Genomic DNA, 23,831 nt, shown 5'->3' on the forward strand with positions numbered 1-23,831 from the left:
AAAAGATTAGGGTAGGAGCTGTGATTGCATGTTAGAATTAACGATAGACGCACCGGATCGATTGATTAAAGTTGCGCACGCTTTATCCTCGGAGGTTCGTGTTAATATTTTAAAACTTTTGAACAATAGAAAAGAAAATATTGTGGATATTGCAGAAAAATTAAATCTACCTATATCAACAGTTGCTTCCAATGTCAAAGTAATGGAAGATGCGGGTATAATTATGACGGAGATCCGGCGTGCCTCAAGAGGAACAATGAAAGTTTGTGCTAGAACTTTTGATGACATCCATATGAATCTCAATGTTAATGTCGGTTATAATAACCCAAACTGTTACCAAATTGAAATGCCTGTAGGATGTTATACGGATTGTGAGATCCATCCGACGTGTGGTTTAATCAATAATAACGGAGTTTTAAAACCTGACGACGAACCGTCGGCTTTTTTTCATCCGACAAGAATGTCCGCTCAAATGATTTGGTTCCGTCGAGGCTTCGTTGAGTATAAATTCCCAACATTGACGGTACCTAATGCCAAAATTCAATCCATTCAATTTTCTATGGAGTTATGTTCTGAAGCACCGAGATTTGATCACAACTGGCCATCGGATATTACCGTATGGATTAATCATAAAGAAATTGGTACATGGACCTGTCCGGGAGATTTCGGTGATAGAAGGGGAAAATTAAATCCACATTGGTTCCCTGATAATCATACACAATACGGCTTATTAAAAACATGGAAGGTGGACGAATCGGGAAGTTATCTGGATGATGTGAAAATATCTGAAGTAACATTGAATGATATTCAGCTCAAAATGAATACATGTATTCATTTTCGAGTAGGCAATAAACCGACTGCTGAGCATATAGGCGGGATTAACCTTTTTGGAAAAGAGTTGGGTGATCACGATCAGGATATCATCATGAGAATTATATACACATAATTCCATAGAAAAGAGCCATTGAGATTTCACTATCGGTGAAACTTAATGGCTCTTTTTGTCGGATTCTAAGAGACATATAATGGAAAATAGTTTAGTTATAATGAATCATTACGGATATTTTGTAACAAACATAAAATCGAGAAAAAACCATTGACACGCTAAACTTACTTGGGTAAAGTTGTATTAACGAAACCGGGAACGTTAACATGAACGCTAAAGAAAACACATCAACCGGTTCGGTAGATTCGAGGGGGGGCTATGGAGGAGCATAGGACAAGGATCAGTAACGTAAATAAAGAATTATGTAAGCGAATACATTTCTATTTATGTGACTATTTTCCATGTAGACTGACCCCGTTGTTTTACGACTTGAAGTGGAATAATACGAAACTTGGATTAAAATTTTTGAATGGGAGGAATTTCATTGAAACAATCTAAAATTTTAACTTTATTTTCGAGTATTGTATTAGTTTCATCTATTTTAAGCGCATGTTCTAACACTGCCAATAACGCTACTAATGCAAAGGCTACAGATAAGGCTACAGATAAGGCTACAGATGCAAAGGCTACAGATGCAAAGGCCACAGATAAGGCTGCAGATGGCAACGCTTCCAATAAAGAAGGGAAAGTAACGATCACTTACTGGAACTTGTTTGGTGGCGGTGACGGAGAAATCATGAATCAAATGGTTAAGAAATTTAACGATGAGTTCAAGGATAAAATTGAAGTAAAAGCTTTAACGCAAGACTGGGGACAATATTACACAAAGCTTCAAACAGCAGTTGCAGGTGGGGTAGCTCCAGATGTAGGCATTTCGCATACTTCCAAGTTGTCTGAAATGGTTAAACTCGGAATTATTGAGCCACTTGATGAATATGCCCAAGCCGGTGGGGTCTCTTGGAGTGGATATAACCAAAATATCTTGAACGCGACAATTTTTGATTCAAAACATTACGCTTTGCCCTTGGATGCACATCCGTTTATCTTATACTACAACAAGAAAATTTTGAAAGATATGAGCTTGCTTAGCGATGATGGAAAACCGAAAATCGAGCCAGGTCCTGATGGATTCGTGAGTTTTTTAACTAAAATTAAACAAAATGCTCCTCAAGGTATTTATCCTATGTTGCTTTCTTCCACGGGTGAGGATCCTTATAGACTTTGGTGGGCTTTCTATAATCAAATGAACGGTCCTGGTTTGTTGGATCAGTCGGGTACAAAAGCGACTTTTAACAACGATCAAGGTAAAAAAGCAGCAGAATACGTGTTTAATCTTTTTAATAAGGGGCTTATTCCGAAGAATTTCCAAAAAATAGGGGAAACGTTCCAAGCGGGAAAAGCAGCACTTTTACCATCCGGGGTATGGTTTACCGGTACACTCGAAGCGACAAAGGGGCTTGAGTTTGGAGCCATTCCATTCCCCCAAATTTATGATAAACCGGCTACTTGGATCGATTCCCATACATTGGTAATCCCGATACAGAAAAAAAATAAAGATCCGAAGAAGGTTCAAGCGGCCATTACCTTTGCGAAATGGATTACTGAACAAGGAGCGATGTGGGCGAAAGCTGGTCATATTCCAGCCTCAACTACTGCTGTAGAATCCCAAGATTTCAAGAGTTTGCCACTGCGTTCTGATTATCTCAAAGCCGCTAATGATGGTGTTTATTTGCCTCAATCCCCGAAATTGTGGCCGGCCAAAGATCAACTTGTACAGTCGTTGGATGCGATTTGGGCGGGAAAAGAACCGGTGGATAAAGGATTGGAGAAGGCCGTACAAAATGTAGAGAAGGTTGTGTCTCAACAATAATTGGTGTCATGCATTGGGGTTACGCGGTAACCCCAATGCAATACTGGAGGTAGTCACATGAGTACGGTAACGACGATGGAGAATCAAGAATCTGCCAAAACAGCCAGATATAAAAGAAAATTAAATATTTACAATGAAATGTTGGGCACGGCATTTATTGCTCCTTATTTTATTTTCTTTATCATCTTTTCGATCGTTCCTATTTTTTATGGTCTGTGGGTCAGTTTTCATAAGTGGACCTTGGTGGGGAAAGATCATTTTGTCGGTCTGGAAAATTATATCTATGCGCTTAAAGACATAGATTTTTGGTTATCGCTTTGGCATACAACTTTGTTCGTCATGATCTCCACGCCAGTATTAGTTACTATTCCTTTCGTACTTGCTCTCGTAATCGACCAAAAGATGAGAGGCAGGACGCTACTGAGAACCGTTTTTTTTACACCCAATATTTTGTCGGTATCCGTTGTTAGTAGTGTTTGGATTTTCGTGCTTCAGCCTTATAGTGGATTATTAAATACTTTGTTGCACAAAATCGGCATACAGCAGGAATTATTTTGGCTTAGCGAACCCGGTTTGGCATGGATTTCGATCGTTATGATTACTCTATGGTGGACCGAAGGCTTTAATATGATGATTTACTTAGCCGGATTGCAAGATATCCCTACTGAGCATTATGAGGCGGCAACAATAGATGGTGCAGGCGCATGGCAAAAATTAAGATACATCACATTGCCTGCGATGCGGGGGGTTTTTGTACTTTTAACCGTCCTTCAGGTCATTGCTAATTTTAAAATATTCGGTCAGGTATGGTTAGTCACTCACGGAGGACCCGGGAATCAGACCAGAACCATGATCCAGTATATTTACGAAACGGGGTTTTCAGCTAACGAACTTGGACGCGCAACGGCCATGTCATTTATTTTCTTTGTCCTTTTAATTACCCTTTCATTTTTGCAGTTTAAATTTTTTAGCGGAAAGAAAGACTGAGGGGAAAATAATGAACGAATACGCAGGAAATCGAAAAGTTTCTATAGGGAAAATACTTCTGTATACATTTGGTTACACCTTGGCTGCTGGAATAGCATTTCCGGTTATTTGGATGATTGTTACTTCTTTTAAGCCGCAAGGCAGCCCAATTTCAGAGCTCAGTCAAAGGTTTTCACCACCGTTTTCCATAGATAACTTCGTATATATTTTCGAAAACGCGCCTGTCTTGAAATGGACCATGAACAGTTTGATTGTGTCTTGTGTTGTACCCATTTTTAGCTTAACGCTGGGAGCTCTGGCCGCCTTTGCCCTTTCTAGAATAGATTTCAGTTACAGGAAAATTGCTTTCTGGATTATTTTGAGCGGGATGATGATTCCAGGTGAAGCAACCATCATTTCACTATATATTGTTTCGAATAGCTTGAACATTCTGAATACGTATTTTGCGTTAATTTTACCTTCTCTGGCTGGCCCGTTAGGCGTGCTTGTGCTTAAGCAGTTTTTTGATGGACTTCCTAATGAGTTGGTGGATGCCGCTAAGATTGACGGCTGCAGCATGTTTCGAATTTGGTGGAACATTTTCCTTCCATTATCCAAACCTGTTATTGCCTCTTTGATGATTTTTGCATTTTTAGGCTCCTGGAATGATTTTTTATGGCCGTTTTTATCGATTACTTCAGAAGATTTAATGACCTTGCCAGTCGGTATCCCATTCTTTAACAGTTCCTATACCCAGGACGAAACACTGCCTATGACGATCAATGCCTACGCATCCATTCCGATTATTATCGTATTTGTCATTTTCCAAAAATATATTGTAAAAGGAATAACACTTTCTGGAATCAAAGGTTGACCAACGAAGAAAAGGTGGCCAATAAGGCTGTTGAAATCATTAAAAACAATTCTAATAGAAGGTAGTGGTAGAACGTGTCGGTAGCTGAAACCTGTCAGAGCCTAGAAAAGCAAATTCCAAGATCTGAGTATCCGAGACCCGATTGGCAAAGAAACGATTGGCTGAATTTAAACGGCAGCTGGGATTTCATGTTTGATAGCGAGGATAAAGGCAACAACGAGGAATGGTATTTGGCAGGCTGTCCGACATTTGCTCAGCAGATCCATGTACCTTTTTCCTGGGTAAGTCCTCTATCGGGAATCGGACAGGATGTAAAAGGAATCGCCTGGTATAGCAGAAATGTGCGCTGGGCTCCTAAGCAGCAGGAAAGCCGTGTATTCCTCCGTTTCGGTGCGGTGGATTACCGTTGCGACTTATGGGTTAATCAAATTCTAATAGGTACTCATGAAGGCGGGTATGGTGCATTTGAATTTGACGTTACAGATGTATGGAACCATGAAGAAGATAATCGAATTGTAGTTCGCGTTCAGGATGATGATGAAGCTTATCAAACTCGCGGTAAACAAGGTTATGGCGAGATTCGTGGTATTTGGCAGACGGTATGGCTGGAGTCCCGCCCGCAAAATTATGTTGCATCGGCGCGGTTCTATACGTGTATCGATGGGAGTGTTGAAATTACAGGTACGGTGCAGTCCCATCGTCCGGTGGGTGCTGTTCTTCGATTCTTTTTTGATAATGGCGTTGTAGACCATCGCCTTAAACTGGAGTTGTCTGAAGGGATAAATCAGTTTCGGACATCCTTTCAAGTGGATTCACCGAATCTTTGGAGTACAGAGTCGCCGTATCTCTATGAAGGAACAGTAGAGCTTGAAAGTGAGACAGCCATTAGCGGAAACGATACGATCTCAACCTACTTCGGCATTCGTGAGATTGGTACGGCGAAGTTTGACGGACGGGACCATAAGTGGATTACGTTAAATGGAAAGCCAGTATTTCTGAATGGTACGTTGGACCAATCGTTTATCCCGGATGGTTACTTTACGTTCCCAAGCGAGGACTACATTCGAGATGAAATATGGAGACTAAAGCGACTGGGTTTAAATTTTGTCCGTATTCACATCAAACCGGAGGAACCGCGAAAGCTTTATTGGGCCGACAAGCTTGGTGTGCTGGTTATGGAAGATATGCCTTGTTTTTGGGGTGAACCTGATGAGAGAGCCCGAGATGCCTATGAAAGAGAAGCCAAAGAGATCATTCAGCGCGATTTCAATCATCCGTCGATCATTTCCTGGGTTGTTTTCAATGAAACTTGGGGCCTGTTCACGAAAGATACAAAAGATAAAAGAAAATATCTCCCGGAAACGCAGGAATGGGTGCGTTCCGTCTACAAATGGGCGAAGCAGGAAGATCCGACAAGGCTTATTGAAGATAATTCCCCCTGTAATTATGACCATGTCGAGTCAGATTTAAATACATGGCATTTCTATTTAAACGGATACGAAGCAGTCCGCAGTCATGTGCAGGAAGTTGTGGATAAGACCTATGTGGGGTCTGATTTTAACTACATCGGCGGCAATTTGCAGACTGACGCACCCCTAATGAATAGCGAGTGCGGAGCCGTATGGGGGATTGAAGGAAGCGCAGGAGACAGTGACCTCGCATGGCATTACCGCTACATGATTAACGAATTCCGTCGACATGACAAGATGTGTGGGTTTATTTTTACCGAGTTTCACGATGTCATTAACGAGTTTAACGGGTATTACAGGATGGATCGTCAGGAGAAGGATTTCGGTTATAGTTCGTTCTGTTCGGACATGAGTTTGCGAGATCTGCATTCACCTGATTTTATCGTGATTGATGCGCCTCCTTGCCGCACGGTATTACCAGGCCAAGCCGTTGAAGTGCCACTCTTGGCGTCAAGCTACTCGGACCGCTACCATGGGCAAACGTTGCAATTAAAGTGGGAAGTATATTACGACAACTTCGGTGATAAAGCGATTGCGGGGACAGAAACTGTCAATATGGAATGGAATGGATACGGGGTACGTCCACTGCAGGAGCTGCAGCTTACGATGCCGCAGGTTGATGCCGTTGCAGTTCTTACAGTAGTTTTACAAACCTTGGAAGGAACCGTAATTGCCCGCAACTTTATTACTTTCGATGTGAGGAGCGGTCATTCTAATGGCATTTACGCCATGGAGGGCGAGTGGCTAAGCGTACGCCCGGCGGCTTACACATCATCCCAGTGGGAATATGAATGGAAGGCACTGGACGATCACAAAGTGAACGGAGCTTCAACGGGCTTTTTCGAATATGACATCGCTTTGCCTGAGGGTATAAGAAATGCATCAGTAAACGATATTGAAGTAATTTTCGAAGCCGGGGCCAAAGCGGTTTTAGGTAAAGACAAGGAGATGATTGCGTACAAACCAAGCGATATCTCTTATATGCATGGAGCCAAAATGGATCCGGGTATGAACATTAATTCTTATTTCATGTCGGATGAAAGCTGCCATCCATCCTATGTCGATGTTTTGGTGGACGGGGAACCTATTCGCACGATCTGTTTGCAAGACGATCCTGCGGACAGCAGAGGCGTACTATCGTGGCATTATCAGTCGAATGACCGCAAGCTGGAAGAGGCCGGTTCTTACGGTTACCTTCAGCGAATCTGTATTCCAAGCCGTCTAACCGCCCGTATTATCGAAAAAAACAGCTTTACTTTACGGCTATCCGTACCGGAAGGCACGTCTGAAGGCGAAGGTGGAATCGCTATTTATGGACGGAATACGGGGCGTTATCCCATTGACATCATCATTCGCTGGAAGTAAATAAAGGTTTGAGTCAAAACGCTTATTCGGGTTTCTTCTTTTCAGAAATGAAAGGAAGGAACCCGTAATAATTTCAAAATGCAAAAATGAATGTGAGATTAGTAGCACAATTTGTTAGTAGAAACATGACAAAGGAGGGTTAGAGTTGCGGCAGCGAGACCAAGTGATTGATGTTTTTAAGGGGCTCTTAGTATTGGGGATGGTCTACACCCATATACTACAATTCTTTTGTCATTTCGATAAGCATCACTTAGCGGAAGTATTTCAAAATTACGTGAACATCATTACGTTCTCGGGCTTTGTCTTCAGTTTCGGGTTTGTCTGCCAAAAAGCTTATTACAACAAGTCATTTCAAGCAGCCTCCGGAAAAATGGCGCTTAATGGTTTAAAAACATTAGTCGCGTTTTATATCTCCGGCTCATATTTTCGAATTCTTATCGATAATAAGCGTTTTGAGTGGGACACTTTTCGCCAAATACTGATTTTACAGGATATCCCCGGCTGGTCCGAATTCTTAATCTCCTTTACTTTGTATATTTTCGTCGGTCTCGTATTCTTTAAGCCATTTCAACTGTTGGTAGAGAAAAAGTGGGTGTTTTGGCTTGTCCTTGCTCTTTGCTTAGTAACGACTTATATGAACTACAGCAAAATCACTATTAACCAAATAGGTCTATTAATCGGAACAAAGCAATTTGCATCTTTTCCTATTGTGCAGTATATGCCTTTTTATTTAATTGGCATGTATTTGGCTCGGTATGGAGTGAAGTCTCATCTAGGAATTTTGATTGGGGCTACTGTTTCAACAGTAGTAGCAGCGGTTTTCTTCATGAAGAAAGGAAAATTACCCGGTCGATTTCCTCCATCATTAGAATGGATCCTGGCACCGTCTTTGTTTCTGTATATCTATTATCTGGCGGCAAGGAGGTTTGAATTTGTTTCGTACCTCAGGAAGCCTTTGACTTTCCTGGGACGGAACGTGCTCATCTATTTACTGCTGAGCAATATTTTCATTTTTACACTGAAAAGCAATCAAAGGGCGTTAGAGTTAACCCCTGCTCAGTGCTTAATACTCGCCGTTCTGAACTTTGCCATTATCGGTTATTTCATATCGATTATAACGAATGGGAAGCCAAAACAAACAGAGGTTGTGGTGCGAGAACTACATTCGTGATAAGTCCGGAAATACATATTTCTCTAAAAGTCTGAATCTATTGCATAACCACCCTCCATCGACCAACTATGATTTAACCACAATTTGTTTGGTATGAAAATTCAACGGGTCTATCGAAAAATATTTAAAAAGCAGTGGCAGAGGTACTTAGTACCTGCTACCACTGCTTTTTGTGATACGTAGCCGCTTGTGACCGACCGCCTTATAGTTTCTTAATTCTGCCTTTGAACTTTTGAATGAAGCGTGCATTGGACTCATCGCCGCCGCTTGCGTTGCCGCTCATCCAAATGGGTGGTTGAATGCCGTCCTTGACCAGTAGGTCGATCGTTTCCGACACGAGCGCATTTAAAAGGTAGGCATTAGCGAAGGTGGACATGGCGGCAACCCGTTGCTCAAGTCCCTCGATTTCAACCACAGCATCGCCTACATCAATTTTAGTGTCGAGTACAATATCGACCAGGTCATGCAAGTTTTGCTTGGATGGATGACGGGCCACATGGTTTTCGGGTGTGGCGAGCGCGTGCCTGACAGAAGTGACCCCGATGGTTTTGACTCCGCGCGATTTGGCCACCAAGGCCGAATCAATGGTAGCAGAGTTGATGCCATAGGCGTTGATGATGATTAATAAATCCCCTTGCTTCAGCCCATAATCGTCCATCACGATGTTGGCATAGCCGGGTGTCCGCTCGACTGCCATGGATCGCAGCGCTCCCCCGCTGAGCAGAGTGCCTTCATCCAGTATGGCACTGATATGCATAAGTCCGCCAGCCCTGAAAAAAATCTCCTGGGAGCCGAGATTCGAATGTCCGCCCGGTCCATAAGCATAAACGATGTTATCTTGTTTGATGTGTTCCGCCATCATTTGAGCCGCTTTGGCAACCGAATCTTGTTCTTCTTGATGAAGCAGCTCCAGGTGATGAATAATTTTATGAAGGTACTGCGTCATAACGGCTGTGCTCATGCGCTTCACTCCTTGGTTGATGTAGTCAAATCGAAGACTCGATTGCCTTGCTTGTAGGTTTGAACGATGGTCATGCGTTGTTCTATCAGTTCAAACAAGACCAGATCGGCTGGCGCACCGATAGTGAGTCCGTTCTGGGAAGGCAAATTCATAAAAGCGGAGGGACGGACCGAGGCCATGTCCCAAGCTTCCTCCAGCGCTGCCAAACCATTTTTCACAAGATGGGATATGCCCCAGGGAAGCAGCTGCGCCGATCCTGCCAGCAATCCGGGATTTTCCGCAAGATGCAGTCTTCCTTCCGGTGTAAGCACGACTCGACCGCCGATATGATTATCGTAAGTTCCGGGCGCCATGCCACTTAAGTAAACGGCATCACTAACAAGTAGAGTCTTCTCGCCCTTGGTGCGCAAAATAACCTTTAATACCGATTCGGGCAGATGAAACCCATCGGCAATGATACAAGCCGATAGCCCGTCTTGGCTTAATTGCTCCCATATATAGTTGGGATGGCGGGGCAGCATCAAGTGGGCGCCGTTTCCGAGATGAGTGGACATTCTCGCGCCGGCCTTGACGGCTTCGTCGATTTGCTCGGCTGAGGCTGAAGTGTGCCCTATCGATACGGTAACGCCTTGATCCACACAACGCTCAACAAAATCAATCGTCCCTGGCCATTCGGGTGACAGCGTAATGATTTTGATTCGGCCTCGGGCGGCCTCCTGCCACTTTTGAAATAAAGGCCAGCTCGGCGCTTTTGCATAGCTCTTGTCATGCGCTCCACGGGGACCGTCCTCGGGCGAAATGAAAGGGCCCTCCAGATGAATGCCTTTGACTCCAGCCTGGGAAACAGGATCTCCGTCGCAGGCAGCTGCAATGGATTGCAGCGCCTGTTCGATTTCCTCATCCCCGTTGGTAATAACCGTAGGATAGTAGGAGGTCACGCCTTCTTTCCAAAGCCCGCGCGTAGTGTTCTCGACCGATCCCTTGGCAATAGGGATCGTGTTGAAGTCAGAGCCGTAGTACCCGTTAATTTGCAAATCCACCAGTCCAGGAGCAATCCAGGGCAGTGAATCATTATTTTTATCCGGAGCTATCGGTTGGATATCCTTGATCCGGCCGTGCTCGATGTGAATCGTAACGGGTTCCTTTGTCTTATAATGAATTCCTTCTACCGTCGTTACGCTTCCCAACATATCATTCATCCCCTAACCGATGCTTCCATCATATGAGTCTGTGTCCACATATAGCGTGCAGTCCGGATGCTTGCGGAGAATAGTGGAAGGGCATGCCGTTGAAATGGCATCGTTCAGCGTTTGATGAACTGCCGCGGTTTTGGTCTTACCTGGGGCCATACAGTATAAGTGCGCGCCCGAGAATAGGGCAGGAATCGTCAACGTAAGTGCATGACTTGGAACGTCCTGCAGGCTGGCGAAGCAGCCGTCATTGACCTGCTGTTGTCTGCAAGACTGTTCAAGCTCAACGCTCTTCACCAGTGATGTATCGTTAAAATCAGCGACAGGCGGATCGTTGAATGCAATATGACCGTTCTCTCCGATGCCTAAGCAAACGATATCGATGGGCGCCTCTCCGAGCAACCCTGCGTATCGCTGGCATTCCTCATCAAGATCACCGGAGCTGTCGATCAAATGGACTTCCCCCGGCTTTACCTCGTCAAACAGCCGCTCTTGGAGGAACGTTCCGAAACGTTGTGGCGCCTCTTTGGCAAGACCGATATATTCGTCCATGTGAAAAACCGTAACACGAGACCAGTCAATCCCATCAATGGTTTTTAAGGTTTGTAAAAATTCATTTTGCGACGGAGCTGCAGCGAAAACCATCCGAATATGGTTGTTGCTGCCCAGAAGCTCTTTCATCTTATCGGCCACATGGTTCCCGGCTGCTTTTCCAAGTTCCGCTCTGTTTTCGTATATACGTACATGTAACCGATCAACGGTTGTAATTTGCAGTGGTTGTATGGTTTCATTCATGATTCTGTTCCTCTCCTATGAGTTGGGATATAGTGCTGCAGATGATACCCTCAACTTGAGGGTGAAAGGGCGACGGCAAGCCAAAATAAGGGACGGAGCCTTGGGATTCGTAACCCCCTTGAGCAAGCTGTTCCGAGGTTGGTACATACCCGATCATTCCATTGGTATAGCCAAGGGGAAGTATTCTTCCATGGGATGTGTCCTTGACAAAAGTACCGTAATCGACCACGATTTCCGCATTAAACGTTAGGAATGACAGTTCTTTCGCCAAGTCCAGCCGCGTAATTTCTAAGGGAATACTCGCTTTACTGCGTTGCGGTTGACGGAGCAGGAGGCGGGCACACTCACCGTGGACGTCTGTTCGATTGGCTTGTTCTTCAAGCTCGTTAACGGTCGGAACCGATTGGAAAGCCAGCGGCAGCACGATCGTCGTACTTTTTAGATCAGCAGGGGTAAGCTCATCCATCGGTAAGCTATTGATACGAAGCACTTCCTCGCTTAACCAACTTCCGAAGCGCTCGACTTCCATGCGGTGGCCTCTATAAAATTCACCGTCGTTGACAAGCGCGGGCCGAATATCCCCGCAGCATCCTTGTAAAAAGGCGCCGACGACGTACTCCCCCAAGGATTGCTCGATTCGCTCCATGGCCACACCGCAGTACTCTGAAGTAATTTCGTTATCCCCGGTCGTTGTTGGGTGGCAGGTATAGTGGACAAACAGCCCCTTGATCCTGCCGCTTAACGCGCGAAATCGAATCACCGTTACGGACGAATCAACAGGTCCACTTTCGTTCGGGGCCATGACGATTTGTCCGTCGACTTCTTTTCTACGGTTCATGCCGATCAGGCATTGCCCGGTACCCCGTTGAATTGTTACGGGCTCCATATTTTGCAGTGCCTGTTCGATTCCGACCAGCAGCCTTTGCTCCATAGCCTCCAAATAATGGGGATCGGGCTTGCCGAGAGCTTCCAAGAAGCAGTCGCTGGTTTGGGGGCCGGAATGGGTATGGGTCGCATGGAGGACCACCGTTTGAAATCCGTAGCGTTCCTTCAGCTTGGGCGTCAGCTTTTCCACGAGGTCGGTTCCCCACCAAATCAAATCCGCGGAAACCAGGAGCGCTGTAGTCTTGGTTCCCAAGTCGTCCGATTGTTCAAAACAATGAATTCTTGCGTATAACTGGTGGGCGATATGCTTGAATTCCCCAGTTCGATGCGCGAAGCCTGCGAGTGGAATGGGGGTTACTGGGGTGATATCCATTTTAGCAGTGCCTAACTTTAATGGTGTCTTCATCGGTTCACCTTTCATTAATCCGAGGCTTTAGAATAAAGCTCGATGATAAGCAGCACGTTGCGAATGATATGAAAAGGGTCTTTGACGGGTAACGCGACAACTTTATCCATAGGATTTCCATCGCGGTCTCGAATCTGAATCCACTCCCCGATCTGCTGATCCGGATGGGGGAAGATCCTGAAGACGTAGTCGTGCGTTTTTTCATAGAGATCTTTGAATCTTGTATCGTTGGATATCTCAAAAGCCATTAAAGAACAGTACAATGCTTCCGAATGAGGCCACCATAACTTGGAATCCCATGTTTCTAAAATTAACGTTTCGTAGGGGTCGCCTGTTTGCTCCCCTTTCGGCAGCCCGCCATCTTGATCGACAAAGCGCAGCAATCCGCCTTTTTCCGTATCCCATCCCAGCTCGAACGCTTTCTGGATGACCGGAAGAGATTGTGCGGCAAGATCCTCCCGATGGAGTCGGGTTGCAGCTTGAATAACAAACCACATGCACTCGAGTGTATGTCCCGGATTAGTATGCCGGCAAAGAACGGTAGGTGGCACCTCGCCCTCTATAGGAAGCAGTTCGGCAATCCGGTGATCGGGCATCCGGAACTCCGTCATAATTCGCTCCGTATAGGCAAGGCAATCCCTCTTTAGACGCTCGTATGCGGGATGATGGAAATCTCCCAAGGTCACCATGAGTTGCTCCGAAATATTCAATAGAATCATAGAGACGGAATGGGATTTCAGGCCATGCGGGATGGGATAGGGCTCGCTGCGGATATGTCCGCTGCTGCAGCGGGCCCGAATCCGGTCATACAATCCGAGAGCCTCCTCAGCGATATCATTCCGTCCGCTAACGCTAGCAAATTCAGAAAATCCCAACACAACGAAGCAATCCGCATAAAAGCTCGTATCGTACCCTTCACCGGGAATGCTTTCTTTCTTATGTCCGTCCTCCGTCAATATAAACGCACAATTTCCGTTTTCCAAGAAAACGTTGTCTCTGAGAAAAGCTACAGCGTGTTCTGCTTCCTTCTTAAAGGTTGCGGCGTCGCCGGGCAGATCACCTTGTTCGATTAACCGCGCGATTCGGGACCATATCCAGATGAATCTTCCTTGTGACCAGGTGTACTTGTCCGTACTAATCAGCTTATCTCCCGAATTTGTAAAGCAGGTATACATACCGCCGTGCTGTTGATCCACAGCTTTGCTCCAGAAAGGCAGCAAATCATCGAGCAAATGGCGCTTGTAAAACTGTTGCAGCGCGCGGGTATCCCATGCTTCATTCACGATGCTCATTCCGAATCCCTCCCGATGTTACTAAGAACAGGTCCGTTCATCTGTTCGGATGCTCGGGCCTGCTCCCAAAGAAACGTTCGTTTTATGCTTTAATTCCATGCTCACGAGTGTTCGCTTCGTTTACATCGCTGCTTAGTGAATCCAGCAGCTTCTCCACTTTCGGTGCGACCGGTGTGTTTCGATTTAACCAGCCCATGCCGATAAACAGGATAGCCGACACGAGTACAGGAGAAGCAACCAGCGTGGCCGTGCTAACAGTAAGGACATATTTTACAATAATGAACGTAATAATCCCGGCAGCCCACGACACAATAGCTGCTTTAGAGTCGCTCCGTTTGAAGGCGGGAATCAAGCCCAAAAGCATCGGAATCGAGATTGGACCTACCAGTGCACCGAACCAAACGATGAGTAGACTCAATATACCGCCAAACGTACTGGAGTACACCGCGATAATTAAGGTGAGCACGACGAAAGTGACCATCGCCCCACGGGCTACTCGAAGCGCGGCCTTCTCGCTGAGTGTACGGTATTTTTTGGAGATAACAGGTAAAATATCGCGTGTAATAACTGCCGTAATCGCATTGGCGTCTGATGTGGTCATGGCCATCGTATGAGCAAACATGGAGGCCAGCACCAACCCGATCAAGCCGTGCGGCAGCAGATCCATTGTCATCATAGAATAGGACTGGGTCGGATCTTTCAAGTTTTGGTAAAAGAGAGGGGCAGCCCACATCGGGAAAAATAAAATGAGCGGCCAAATCAGGTATAATGCGCCAGAAAGGACAGCCGCCTTGCGTGCTGAAGAACCGCTTGGAGAAGCGATGTAGCGCTGCGCCAGATTCCATGTGCCGCCGTTATAGCTGAGAAAATCAATCAGGATATAAGCAAGTACAAACCCCATCGTATAAGGACCAGCAAGAGGTTGGCTATGCGTCGCAGGGAGTTTATCCCAAATTCCTGTAATCGCTCCCAATCCGCCTAATTTCATGACAACGATGATGAACATGGACACTCCTGCGATCAATTGAACGATAAACTGGGCAAAATCCGTCCATGCATCCGCCCATAAGCCGCCGATTGCCGAATACACAAGGGAGATCAGACCGGATAAGAAAATGCCTGCTGCCAAAGGAACCCCTGCGAATACATTCAAGATGACCGCAATGGCCGCCCATTTGGCACCAACGTCAAAAAGCTTGAGCAGCACGCCACTCCACGCCATAAGCTGCTGCGTAGGGACATTGTACCTAGTGGAAAGATACTCCATGGGGGATTCGATGTTCATGCGTTGACGCAGGCGAGCCCATCTTGGAGCAATAATGGCAGCACCTACAAAAACGGCAATGGATACCGGAACGGCCCACCATATATAGAGAGTAAACCCGTAGGTATAAGCCACTCCCGCATAGGCGACGAAGACCGCTGCACTATAACCGGACATGTGATGAGAAATACCGGACAGCCACCAAGGCATTTTACCGCCTGCCGCAAAGAAGTCTTGAGTACCGCTGATTTGGCGAAAAGACCAAACCCCGATGCCCACCATGAGAAGGAAAAAAAGTCCCAAAACGATCCAGTCCAACGTTGCCATAATGGAGTTCACCTCTACATTTTTATATGAACCTAGCAATTAATCCTAGACTAGGACTAATTGTTAATTTAAAATTAACACGCATACATTCAGCATGTCAATCTACTTTTCACATTTTTGTCACTTTACACAAAAAAGCTGTTATTCCTTTTCAAAATCAAGAATAACAGCGAAAGCAGCCCCGATACTGGAGGCGAAGTGGCTTTTGATGAACAATATCTTTGTCTTTTCCTTTGGAAACATTAACGCCCGGCTTTCCACAGAGGACAGTACCGACTGTTTGAAGGCGTCCAGCTTTTCAAATGGACTATCAATTACGATATATCCTGGGTTTATCAGTAAAATAATTTGCGAAACGGCCATGCCGACGTACTGACCGGATCTACGCATGATCTCATCGAAAGCAGGGAACTGTGTTCCTTTGCTGTTTAAATAATACTCAAGATCGCCGTCGATTTTTATCTCAGGAAGCTGTTGTTGAACTTGTTTAAGAATCGCAGGGATACTGACCAAAGCCTCCAGACAGCCCCTTTGACCGCAGCTGCATAGTGGGCCGTCTGGTTCCATGCACAAGTGTCCCACTTCACCTGCTGTCCAACTCGCGCCGCTGTAGATTTGGCTATCCATAATATGGGCCCCGCCGATACCTTCATCGATACGCAAATAAAAGGAGTTAGATCCATTCTCCGTTGGCATTCCGGTAGAGGGGGCGATGGCAGCGGCCTTCACGAGGTTGAGAACCTTGGTTTTTACCGGAAGCCCGGCATCCATTTTTTCCTTCAGCGGGATATTTCGCCAGCTCAAATGGGAGGAAAAGTAGACAACCCCTTCGATCGGATCGACAAGGGCCGGGACAGCAATGCCCACGCCAAGTACCTCTGGATGCTGCTCTATTAATGTGTTACATACACGAATAATTTTTGCAATGTACTGATCAGGATCATCTCCATCCATCGCGATACTGCCCTTGTCCAAAATAGTAGAGCAATAATCCGTGACAACATACTGGAAATACGAGTTTTGGATCAAGATCCCGATACTCTTATAAGCTTCCGTCTGTAGGCTCAGCTGAATGCGGGGCCTGCCGACGCCTCCTTGTTCATCAATGCCGACTTCCTTAATGATGCCGTCCTTTATAAATTTATCAACAATTAACGAAATGGTATTTTTACTCAAGCCCAAAGCTGTAGCTATTTCTTGCCTGGAGCTTAGTTTCCCTGTGCGAAGGATCGCCAATGTCCGTTTTTCATTTTGCTGTCTTAGCAGGGCTGTACCTTTGCTCATAAATTACGACGCCCCCTTAGTAAAATATATTTCTTACGTTTCATGATAGCATAATTTAAATTGTCCAAGCTAATCGTCCTCAAGGTGGACGCCATTACTATGCAATTGTCCGAAATAAATGATGGGATTTTTTATATCCGAACAAATGCTCCATGACAATATGCTGTCATAGCAATTTGATAAGATTAGAACAGTTTTTAGTACACTAATTGTCTTAAAAACTATTCATCATGGCAATCGCTCTCGGTCGATTTCCCTGCAGCAGAATAACGCAGTATGCAATCCCAGAGGGGTGATTAATTTGTCCTTACTTGATGATGGGGGACGTGACAATCCGATTATTGAATGGAAAGGCAATACTAGATTGGTAATTTTCCGAAAAGAAAAGTGATCTTTTTCCTAATGGTCATGTGTTATAAAATCAAAAGTAGAATGAACATCGGTAATATTGAAGGGGCATGGGTAGCGCTGTTATATCCAAATGAAATTATTAAGTTCATATTCATTTCATAAAGCAATTAAATCAAAACAAGCAGTATGCCCTTGTAGCTTCAAAATTGTGATTAATAATAAATGGGGGATTGCCATGCCGTATGAAATTCCTAATGAAAAATTGTTATTAGAACGTATGCCAAAACCAGAGCAAGAAATTATGGAGCTAACTAAATTTGCTCTAACTTTTGACGGTTATAAATATTGGGGGCAGGACTGTGGTGAGATTGCAAGCCTTGTCGGTACTTATTATGATGAACATGGATACTTACCTGATTCTCCGCGCGTGTCTTTTTTATGCACAACGTTGTTTGAGAAATGCTGACCAAATGATAGGTTTCGTAAACGATGAGGGGGAAGTATTTGTTCCTAGACCCAATACAAAAGGTATTGAAGAATTTATGCGCTATCTTGTATCAAGAATAGCTAGAGTTATATATGAAAAGAAACAAAATCAACAAAAGATTAACTCTTTAAATAATTTTTTGGAAATTGGAATTATCAACTCTAAACAATTTAAGAAAACCATTAATTCTTTTGTGGATTTTGAGTAAGTTATTAAGGAATGGTATAAGGGACTTTTATATGACTGATTAAATAGGAGGAATAACATGCAAAACCATTTGTACCATTATACTTCCTATTCTAAGCGGGAGAGTATCATGAAAGAAGGGTTGCGTGTTCCAAGCCAACAGACAAAAAAGAGTTATTCAAGTTCGAATGAAATAAATATGGTCTTAACTGAGTATCGTCCCGATAGCTTACCGAATTTAATTAAGCGAGAGGATTGCTTATTTCTGCATCCTGAACCGACAAATTATATTACCGCAGACAATATTATCGTTATTGTCGATCCAGCGGACCTTAATTTAGATAAACTCTACGTCTGTGACTATAATCATGCGGATCGGATTTGGGGGGATGTTGTTGATGGCCCGTATTCTGGCATTTATTCTGGAATTCCTTTAAAGGAAACTGCTGAGGCTTATTGGAAAAGTTTAATTCCTTACGTAGAATACCAATCTGAACATTTCTCTGGTAGAGCAGAGATACTATATTTCGATTCTATCCCAGCAGAGAATTTAATTATAGAAAACGATCAACTACGACCCGAGCTTAAAGTATGGATGGAAGAGTTTGCAGATTTGTACGAAATAAGTGTTGTTTCAGCTAATGGATTTAATGCAAAAATTGGCAATCATCATATTAATATTCACTATTTTCCGGACACAAAAACGTTACATATAAATGCCACTCCTAATTCCCGGAAAATTCATCCTTTTATACAAAGAGTGACTAGCTCGATTTCGTTCGAGTCCAAGAAATCAGGAGAAAATGGTTTTCATGCATATTCAAATGTAGTGTTCTTACCCTAGAATTTTTAACGGAATAACCCAGATGAGCTCAGGTGAACATTAATAACCTTGGTTTGAATGTAAAAGAAGGATAGGATGCTTTTCCCCAGAGAGTAATCAGTCAAGCGTCTAATTCGTGTTAATCGTGATATAATGGTAATAAGAGTAGGGAGGGGGCTAACTTGAACTTTGGTAAAATAGATATATTAAAAAATGAATTAGATAAATTACGTCCTCTGCCAGCAGCTGCTGTAAGAAATTTGGAACAAGTATATCGGGTCGAATGGACGTACAACTCTAATGCGATTGAAGGTAACACATTAACACTTTTAGAAACCAAGTTGGTTTTAGAAGAAGGTTTAACAATAGGTGGTAAAAAGCTGAGTGAGCATTTTGAAGTCGTTAACCATTCAGAAGCGATTAATTACGTACAAGATGTAGTAAATAGAAACATGGAATTGACTGAGTATGTCATAAAATCAATTCATCATCTAGTACTTAAAAACATTGACGATGAGAATGCAGGGCGATATCGGATGATCAACGTTTTGATATCAGGCTCTGAGCATATCCCCCCAAACTTTTCAGTGCTCGCGGAAAAAATGGAACAGTTGATTCAATGGTATGATGAACACAAAGATAAATTGCACCCAGTTGAACTAGCCGCGGAGTTTCAATTCCGTTTTGTATACATCCATCCTTTTTCTGATGGTAATGGGCGTACAGCACGGCTTTTAATGAATTTAATTTTAATGAAATATGGATTTCCACCAGCTATTGTTAAAGCCGCAAATGATGCTCGTTTGAGATATTATGAAACTTTAGAATTAGCAAGTATGGGGGAAAATTTAAAACCATTCGTACAATTAATTGCCGAATGTGTTGAGGATAGTTTGAAAAAGTACATAGGTGCGGTAAAGTGACTTGTGTTATTTAATTGATATAAACTAGATTAACAAGCCAGAGAAGGAAATATAAATTCCTTCCCTGGCTGTTTTTAATTACATTTTTTACGAGAGCTCCATTGTTAGATACACAATAGAAATATGAATTTCAATGAATTACGAATTACAATACATTGCTTATCAAATCAGTATTCTTCCACTCCAAAGAAACCAATTCGCCAAGGTGGAGCTCGTTCTTCAAAAGCCCTTACATAATCCGACAGTGAATATAAATTGTTTATTATATTTCTGCGGTGAAAAGACTCCGAGTAAAGATGTGTCCTGTTTCTCCGGAGTACTGGAAGGATTCCTTTTTTCTTAGAATGAAACATCTCAGTATCGATCAGATACCCTCATTGTATTCAAAACGTATTCATTCAATTTATCTTAGAAGTTTAAGTTGACGCAAAAAACAGTGCCTCGTCATGAGTTTAAGCATATACGCTGAAGACTTAGCCGCACAATTGCAAGTATGATGTTTGAACCAAACTACATGCACCTATTTTCAACTAACTAAAATTGGTGTAGAAAAGGAATCAAAAGTAGTTTAGGCCCTTTCTAAATCTACATTCAGCAGCTCCGTGAACAAGGCATTAATTGGGGATAAGCGGTAAAAGTTGGTGCTATATTCTTTAGTATTTCACCCGAAACTAACGTGCAATTACATTTGAAGAATGTATTTTCGCGGATTTTTAACAACATGTATCTCTTTGGGTGCATGTTGTAAACCTACATGCACCCAAAATGATATTCATGTCTCCTTTAAATGAACCCATACAGATTTCTATGGGAACATGTATCCAGTAATGTGCCATTTTTGGTACTATTGGTGTAAATATTGGTGTAAATATGGTGTAAATCCAGGTGTAATTATTGGTGTAAAAAAATTGGTGTAAAACTGGTGAAAAGTTGGTGTAAAATTGATGAAAAAACTTCTCCTAAACTAACAAAACGAGCCTAAGCGAACATATTGGGTACGTCAAAAGTCCAGTAAAATCAAGGCTTCAGCTGACTATAACAGTCTCTACAAAACTCGCGTTTTGACTCGCATACGGTGCATGTAGGATCGGCGGCGCTACTTGTACGGGATGAAATGTACGCATCAAAATTAGCTTGCCACTCCACACTTAATATCTGCCACTGAGCAAAATAAGCTTACCTCAGAGCCGATCGAAATCAGGCATTTGTCCTGATATTCGATCGGCTTTTTCTTTTCGAGAGCGATCTACCAGGTTGATAAACCCATCATCCGTCGTGGCAACTTTAAACCCTGATTTAATCTCAATTCTCTAGTTCTGATGATTAAGAGCCCAAATCAAACCCCTTGCCAATTCTATGTTTTCTCCTTTTGGTACCTCTCCAATTGTTTACACAGTTTTTTCGCAATCCGATCTCTAATTATTCTTCTCAAGCTTGGTAAATGCTTCCCCTAAGCGTTTACCAAATCTAATTCGCCTCCCAAACTCAGTCCTCCAAGGGCATTTCTCTGCCCTCCGCGTCAAACTTATTCTGCTTTGACAGATTGGAGAATGGGACGGCCAAACGCAATATCCGCCAAATTTACTCCCTATTTTTTCAATAACTACTCTATTTACATGAAATTATCCCCTTTTAACAATCTGCTCACAATCTTTTAAATCTTTGATAACACAATTCAAATTTCGAAAACAATGCTCTTGAATTGCTCACAATGTTTAATACTTTGAAAACAGACAATTGCACTTTCCTGTCGTACCATGACAATAGACAGCAGAACTAAGCAAACTATCGAAGGTGAATATGATGCGCCAGTGGCTCAAATTGTTGTTTAAGATAGGTCTTGTCATTGCGATTGTAGCCGGTGCGCTTTATTATGGGCTGCGTCCGCTTTTGGTCAGAATCGAAAGCACGACGCTGGCTAGCGGCATACATGTAAAGTTTAGGACCCAGGGAACGAATGTAGAAGAATACACGAATCAAGCCTGGCAGCCCTATTTCGCCAAGGGGGTAAATATGGGGGCAACGGTCCCCGGGCATTTTCCTGGTGAGCTGGCCATTTCCGAGGACGAATATGAGAGATGGTTTGGCATGATTCAGGACATGGGGGCGAATGTGATCCGGGTGTATACAATCATGATGCCCGAGTTTTACGAGGCGCTTTCCAAATACAATATGAAGCATCAGAAAAATCCGCTTTTCTTTCTGCAGGGCATTTGGAGCCCCGAGGAACAGCTGATTGAAGGGCAAGACGCTTTCGATCCCAAGATCAAGCAAAAATTCGAGCAAGAGATTAAGGATGCGGTTGCGGCGGTTTATGGAAAAACGACACTCACACCCGAACCGCACTCAGGAAAAGCAGGAGGTGCTTATAAGTATAATGCAGGTCCTTATCTCATGAGCTGGATTGTCGGAACGGAATGGGATCCGAAGATGGTGAAAGGGACCAATAATTTGCACGCGGACACCGCAGATTACACAGGGAAATATTTTCGGAATAAACCGGGAGCGAACGCCTTTGAAAAGTGGCTGGCCTTGATGGTGGACACGGCGGCGCAAACGGAAATTCAGTTTGGCTGGCAGCATCCCATGGCCTTCGCCAATTGGGTGACGACGGACCCGCTCACGCATCCGGGCGAGCCGTTGGTTGAAGAGGATCTGGTTAGCGTCGATCCAACGCATATTGAGGCGGCGGATTGGGAGGCGGGCTATTTTGCCTCGTACCATGTGTATCCGTATTATCCGGATTTTTTTACTTTTGATAAGTCGTTTCAGGAAATGACCAACAGCAAAGGGCAAATCGATAGTTACTACACCTATCTGAATAAATTAAAAGAAGCACATCCCAATCTGCCAGTCATGATTACGGAATATGGCGTGCCGGCATCCTTGGGCGTAGCCCACTTGGGCTCGCTCGGCCGCAATCAAGGCGGTCATAACGAGACGCAGCAGGGAGAGATCGATGCGGAATTACTGCAGCAGATCCACGAGTCCGGCTATTCCGGAGCGATATTGTTCACGTGGCAGGACGAATGGTTTAAGAAGACGTGGAACACCCAACGTTACGATGAAGCGGATCGCCGGGCGTACTGGTATAACACGCTCACGAACGAGTCTTTCTTCGGGGTACTCGGGATGTTCCCGAGCAAAGACGATGATATTCACATCGATGGGGACGACTTGGATTGGAACAAGCTGGGGAATGGGAAGAAGAAGCTCGATGTGCAGGCTCCCGGCTTTGAGGAGATTTGGGCCTCGCATGACGAAGGCTACCTTTACTTAATGGCCAAGCTATCTGAGCCATTCGACCCATCAAAGGAAAGCATCTATTTCGGGGCGGATACGCTGCCCGGTGGCAATCGTCACGGACCGGAGCTTCACGGCATGACACTAGATGAAGGATTGGAAACATTAATCGAGCTGTCGGATGAAAATAAAGGACACATGACGATCGCTTCCAACTACGATATTCATGCCCGCTTATATGAGCATTCCGGACTGCCGGACATCGATCCGAAGGAAAAGCAGGATGACTCGGGGATTTTCAAGCCTTGGAAACTTGCTGTCAATTATCTTCTGGAATATCCCGACTCCCGGGTGAACCACCCCTTCGGGGATGTAGAGGTTGGCCTCTTAGAGAGAGGCTACAGCGATCCGGCGCGTCCTGAATACAATTCGAAGGCGATGTGGCAGGTTCAAGGGCAGGTGCTCGAAATGCGTATACCATGGATGCTGCTCGGATTCAGTGATCCAAGCTCTCTGAGCGTTATCAACTATAATCCGCCGAGCAAGAACAAATTTGAAGTGACGCAAGTGAAAGGTGTTCGTCTTGTTCCGTGGATTGTAAAGAATGATCAAGTTGTTGGCCGGGATAACTCAGCTGCGGCGCAGCCGCTTCCGGTGACCGCTATGCCGTTATACACATGGCAGCGCTGGGAGGATAAGGTGAATTACGTAGAACGGCCGAAACAAAGCTACTACATCATGAAAGAGGCGTTGCATAAGATCAACGGCCCCGTGACCAGTACCGATCAATCGGACAGCTGAAGCAGAGGAGAG

18 protein-coding genes are annotated in these 23,831 nt (G+C 44.2%); 11 read left to right on the plus strand and 7 right to left on the minus strand.

Features of this window, described 5'->3' with window-relative positions:
- Window positions 1-28 precede the first annotated feature (28 nt).
- The 6 genes from O9139_RS01670 (at window position 29) to O9139_RS01695 (ending at window position 8,601) form a co-directional block, all read left to right on the plus strand.
- Window positions 29-946: an ArsR/SmtB family transcription factor gene (locus O9139_RS01670; protein WP_270877709.1), complete on the plus strand. Its 918-nt coding sequence runs from the start codon at window positions 29-31 to the stop codon at window positions 944-946.
- A 424-nt stretch (window positions 947-1,370) separates the two neighbouring features.
- Window positions 1,371-2,756 (plus strand): ABC transporter substrate-binding protein, encoded by a 1,386-nt coding sequence (locus tag O9139_RS01675; protein WP_270877710.1) that lies wholly within the window; start codon window positions 1,371-1,373, stop codon window positions 2,754-2,756.
- A gap of 57 nt (window positions 2,757-2,813) precedes the next feature.
- Window positions 2,814-3,743, plus strand: a complete 930-nt coding sequence (locus O9139_RS01680) for a carbohydrate ABC transporter permease (RefSeq protein ID WP_270877711.1) — start codon at window positions 2,814-2,816, stop codon at window positions 3,741-3,743.
- 10 nt (window positions 3,744-3,753) lie between these two features.
- Complete coding sequence (locus tag O9139_RS01685) at window positions 3,754-4,596, plus strand: carbohydrate ABC transporter permease (protein WP_270877712.1); 843 nt, start codon at window positions 3,754-3,756, stop codon at window positions 4,594-4,596.
- 74 nt (window positions 4,597-4,670) lie between these two features.
- Entirely contained in the window at window positions 4,671-7,430 is a 2,760-nt protein-coding gene (locus O9139_RS01690) for a glycoside hydrolase family 2 protein (RefSeq protein WP_270877713.1), read from the plus strand.
- A gap of 145 nt (window positions 7,431-7,575) precedes the next feature.
- On the plus strand, window positions 7,576-8,601 hold the full coding sequence (locus O9139_RS01695) for an acyltransferase family protein (RefSeq protein WP_270877714.1): 1,026 nt from the start codon (window positions 7,576-7,578) through the stop codon (window positions 8,599-8,601).
- A gap of 202 nt (window positions 8,602-8,803) precedes the next feature.
- On the opposite strand, the gene O9139_RS01700 is transcribed toward O9139_RS01695, so the two are convergent.
- From O9139_RS01700 to O9139_RS01730, 7 genes are all read right to left on the minus strand, one after another.
- Complete coding sequence (locus O9139_RS01700; RefSeq protein ID WP_270877715.1) at window positions 8,804-9,562, minus strand: SIS domain-containing protein; 759 nt, start codon at window positions 9,560-9,562, stop codon at window positions 8,804-8,806.
- 5 nt (window positions 9,563-9,567) lie between these two features.
- Entirely contained in the window at window positions 9,568-10,752 is a 1,185-nt protein-coding gene (locus O9139_RS01705) for an N-acetylglucosamine-6-phosphate deacetylase (RefSeq protein WP_270877716.1), read from the minus strand.
- A gap of 12 nt (window positions 10,753-10,764) precedes the next feature.
- Complete coding sequence (locus tag O9139_RS01710) at window positions 10,765-11,547, minus strand: glucosamine-6-phosphate deaminase (RefSeq protein ID WP_270877717.1); 783 nt, start codon at window positions 11,545-11,547, stop codon at window positions 10,765-10,767.
- Complete coding sequence (locus O9139_RS01715) at window positions 11,540-12,838, minus strand: neutral/alkaline non-lysosomal ceramidase N-terminal domain-containing protein (protein ID WP_270877718.1); 1,299 nt, start codon at window positions 12,836-12,838, stop codon at window positions 11,540-11,542. The genes O9139_RS01710 and O9139_RS01715 overlap by 8 nt, the downstream gene beginning before the upstream one ends.
- A gap of 14 nt (window positions 12,839-12,852) precedes the next feature.
- Window positions 12,853-14,130, minus strand: coding sequence for an AGE family epimerase/isomerase (locus O9139_RS01720; RefSeq protein WP_270877719.1), 1,278 nt, complete (start codon window positions 14,128-14,130; stop codon window positions 12,853-12,855).
- 82 nt (window positions 14,131-14,212) lie between these two features.
- The gene (locus tag O9139_RS01725) at window positions 14,213-15,721 is read right to left on the minus strand and encodes a sodium:solute symporter family protein (protein WP_270877720.1); all 1,509 of its coding nucleotides are present in this window, start codon (window positions 15,719-15,721) and stop codon (window positions 14,213-14,215) included.
- Between the two features lie 141 nt (window positions 15,722-15,862).
- Entirely contained in the window at window positions 15,863-17,005 is a 1,143-nt protein-coding gene (locus O9139_RS01730) for an ROK family transcriptional regulator (RefSeq protein WP_270877721.1), read from the minus strand.
- A 481-nt stretch (window positions 17,006-17,486) separates the two neighbouring features.
- Between O9139_RS01730 and O9139_RS01735 the strand changes: the two genes are divergently transcribed.
- The 5 genes from O9139_RS01735 to O9139_RS01755 all read left to right on the plus strand — a co-directional run bounded on the left by O9139_RS01735 (window position 17,487) and on the right by O9139_RS01755 (window position 23,819).
- Complete coding sequence (locus O9139_RS01735; RefSeq protein WP_270877722.1) at window positions 17,487-17,822, plus strand: hypothetical protein; 336 nt, start codon at window positions 17,487-17,489, stop codon at window positions 17,820-17,822.
- A gap of 4 nt (window positions 17,823-17,826) precedes the next feature.
- Entirely contained in the window at window positions 17,827-18,051 is a 225-nt protein-coding gene (locus tag O9139_RS01740) for a hypothetical protein (RefSeq protein WP_270877723.1), read from the plus strand.
- 108 nt (window positions 18,052-18,159) lie between these two features.
- Window positions 18,160-18,873: a hypothetical protein gene (locus tag O9139_RS01745; protein ID WP_270877724.1), complete on the plus strand. Its 714-nt coding sequence runs from the start codon at window positions 18,160-18,162 to the stop codon at window positions 18,871-18,873.
- A 161-nt stretch (window positions 18,874-19,034) separates the two neighbouring features.
- Window positions 19,035-19,775, plus strand: coding sequence for a Fic family protein (locus O9139_RS01750; RefSeq protein ID WP_270877725.1), 741 nt, complete (start codon window positions 19,035-19,037; stop codon window positions 19,773-19,775).
- A gap of 1,800 nt (window positions 19,776-21,575) precedes the next feature.
- Complete coding sequence (locus tag O9139_RS01755; protein ID WP_270877746.1) at window positions 21,576-23,819, plus strand: hypothetical protein; 2,244 nt, start codon at window positions 21,576-21,578, stop codon at window positions 23,817-23,819.
- Window positions 23,820-23,831: the final 12 nt, after the last annotated feature.

The organism is Paenibacillus aestuarii, assembly GCF_027789125.1.
Taxonomy (GTDB): Bacteria; Bacillota; Bacilli; order Paenibacillales; family NBRC-103111; genus Paenibacillus_E; species Paenibacillus_E aestuarii.

Excerpts from the sequence above, each read along its gene's own strand:
- O9139_RS01725 (WP_270877720.1), bottom strand. The coding sequence starts at position 15,721 with ATGGCAACGTTGGACTGGATCGTTTTGGGACTTTTTTTCCTTCTCATG.
- O9139_RS01705 (WP_270877716.1), bottom strand. The coding sequence starts at position 10,752 with ATGTTGGGAAGCGTAACGACGGTAGAAGGAATTCATTATAAGACAAAG.
- O9139_RS01670 (WP_270877709.1), top strand. The coding sequence starts at position 29 with ATGTTAGAATTAACGATAGACGCACCGGATCGATTGATTAAAGTTGCG.
- O9139_RS01755 (WP_270877746.1), top strand. The coding sequence starts at position 21,576 with ATGATGCGCCAGTGGCTCAAATTGTTGTTTAAGATAGGTCTTGTCATT.
- O9139_RS01715 (WP_270877718.1), bottom strand. The coding sequence starts at position 12,838 with ATGAAGACACCATTAAAGTTAGGCACTGCTAAAATGGATATCACCCCA.
- O9139_RS01680 (WP_270877711.1), top strand. The coding sequence starts at position 2,814 with ATGAGTACGGTAACGACGATGGAGAATCAAGAATCTGCCAAAACAGCC.
- O9139_RS01720 (WP_270877719.1), bottom strand. The coding sequence starts at position 14,130 with ATGAGCATCGTGAATGAAGCATGGGATACCCGCGCGCTGCAACAGTTT.
- O9139_RS01735 (WP_270877722.1), top strand. The coding sequence starts at position 17,487 with ATGAAATTATTAAGTTCATATTCATTTCATAAAGCAATTAAATCAAAA.
- O9139_RS01710 (WP_270877717.1), bottom strand. The coding sequence starts at position 11,547 with ATGAATGAAACCATACAACCACTGCAAATTACAACCGTTGATCGGTTA.
- O9139_RS01685 (WP_270877712.1), top strand. The coding sequence starts at position 3,754 with ATGAACGAATACGCAGGAAATCGAAAAGTTTCTATAGGGAAAATACTT.
- O9139_RS01700 (WP_270877715.1), bottom strand. The coding sequence starts at position 9,562 with ATGAGCACAGCCGTTATGACGCAGTACCTTCATAAAATTATTCATCAC.
- O9139_RS01745 (WP_270877724.1), top strand. The coding sequence starts at position 18,160 with ATGAAAGAAGGGTTGCGTGTTCCAAGCCAACAGACAAAAAAGAGTTAT.
- O9139_RS01740 (WP_270877723.1), top strand. The coding sequence starts at position 17,827 with ATGATAGGTTTCGTAAACGATGAGGGGGAAGTATTTGTTCCTAGACCC.
- O9139_RS01730 (WP_270877721.1), bottom strand. The coding sequence starts at position 17,005 with ATGAGCAAAGGTACAGCCCTGCTAAGACAGCAAAATGAAAAACGGACA.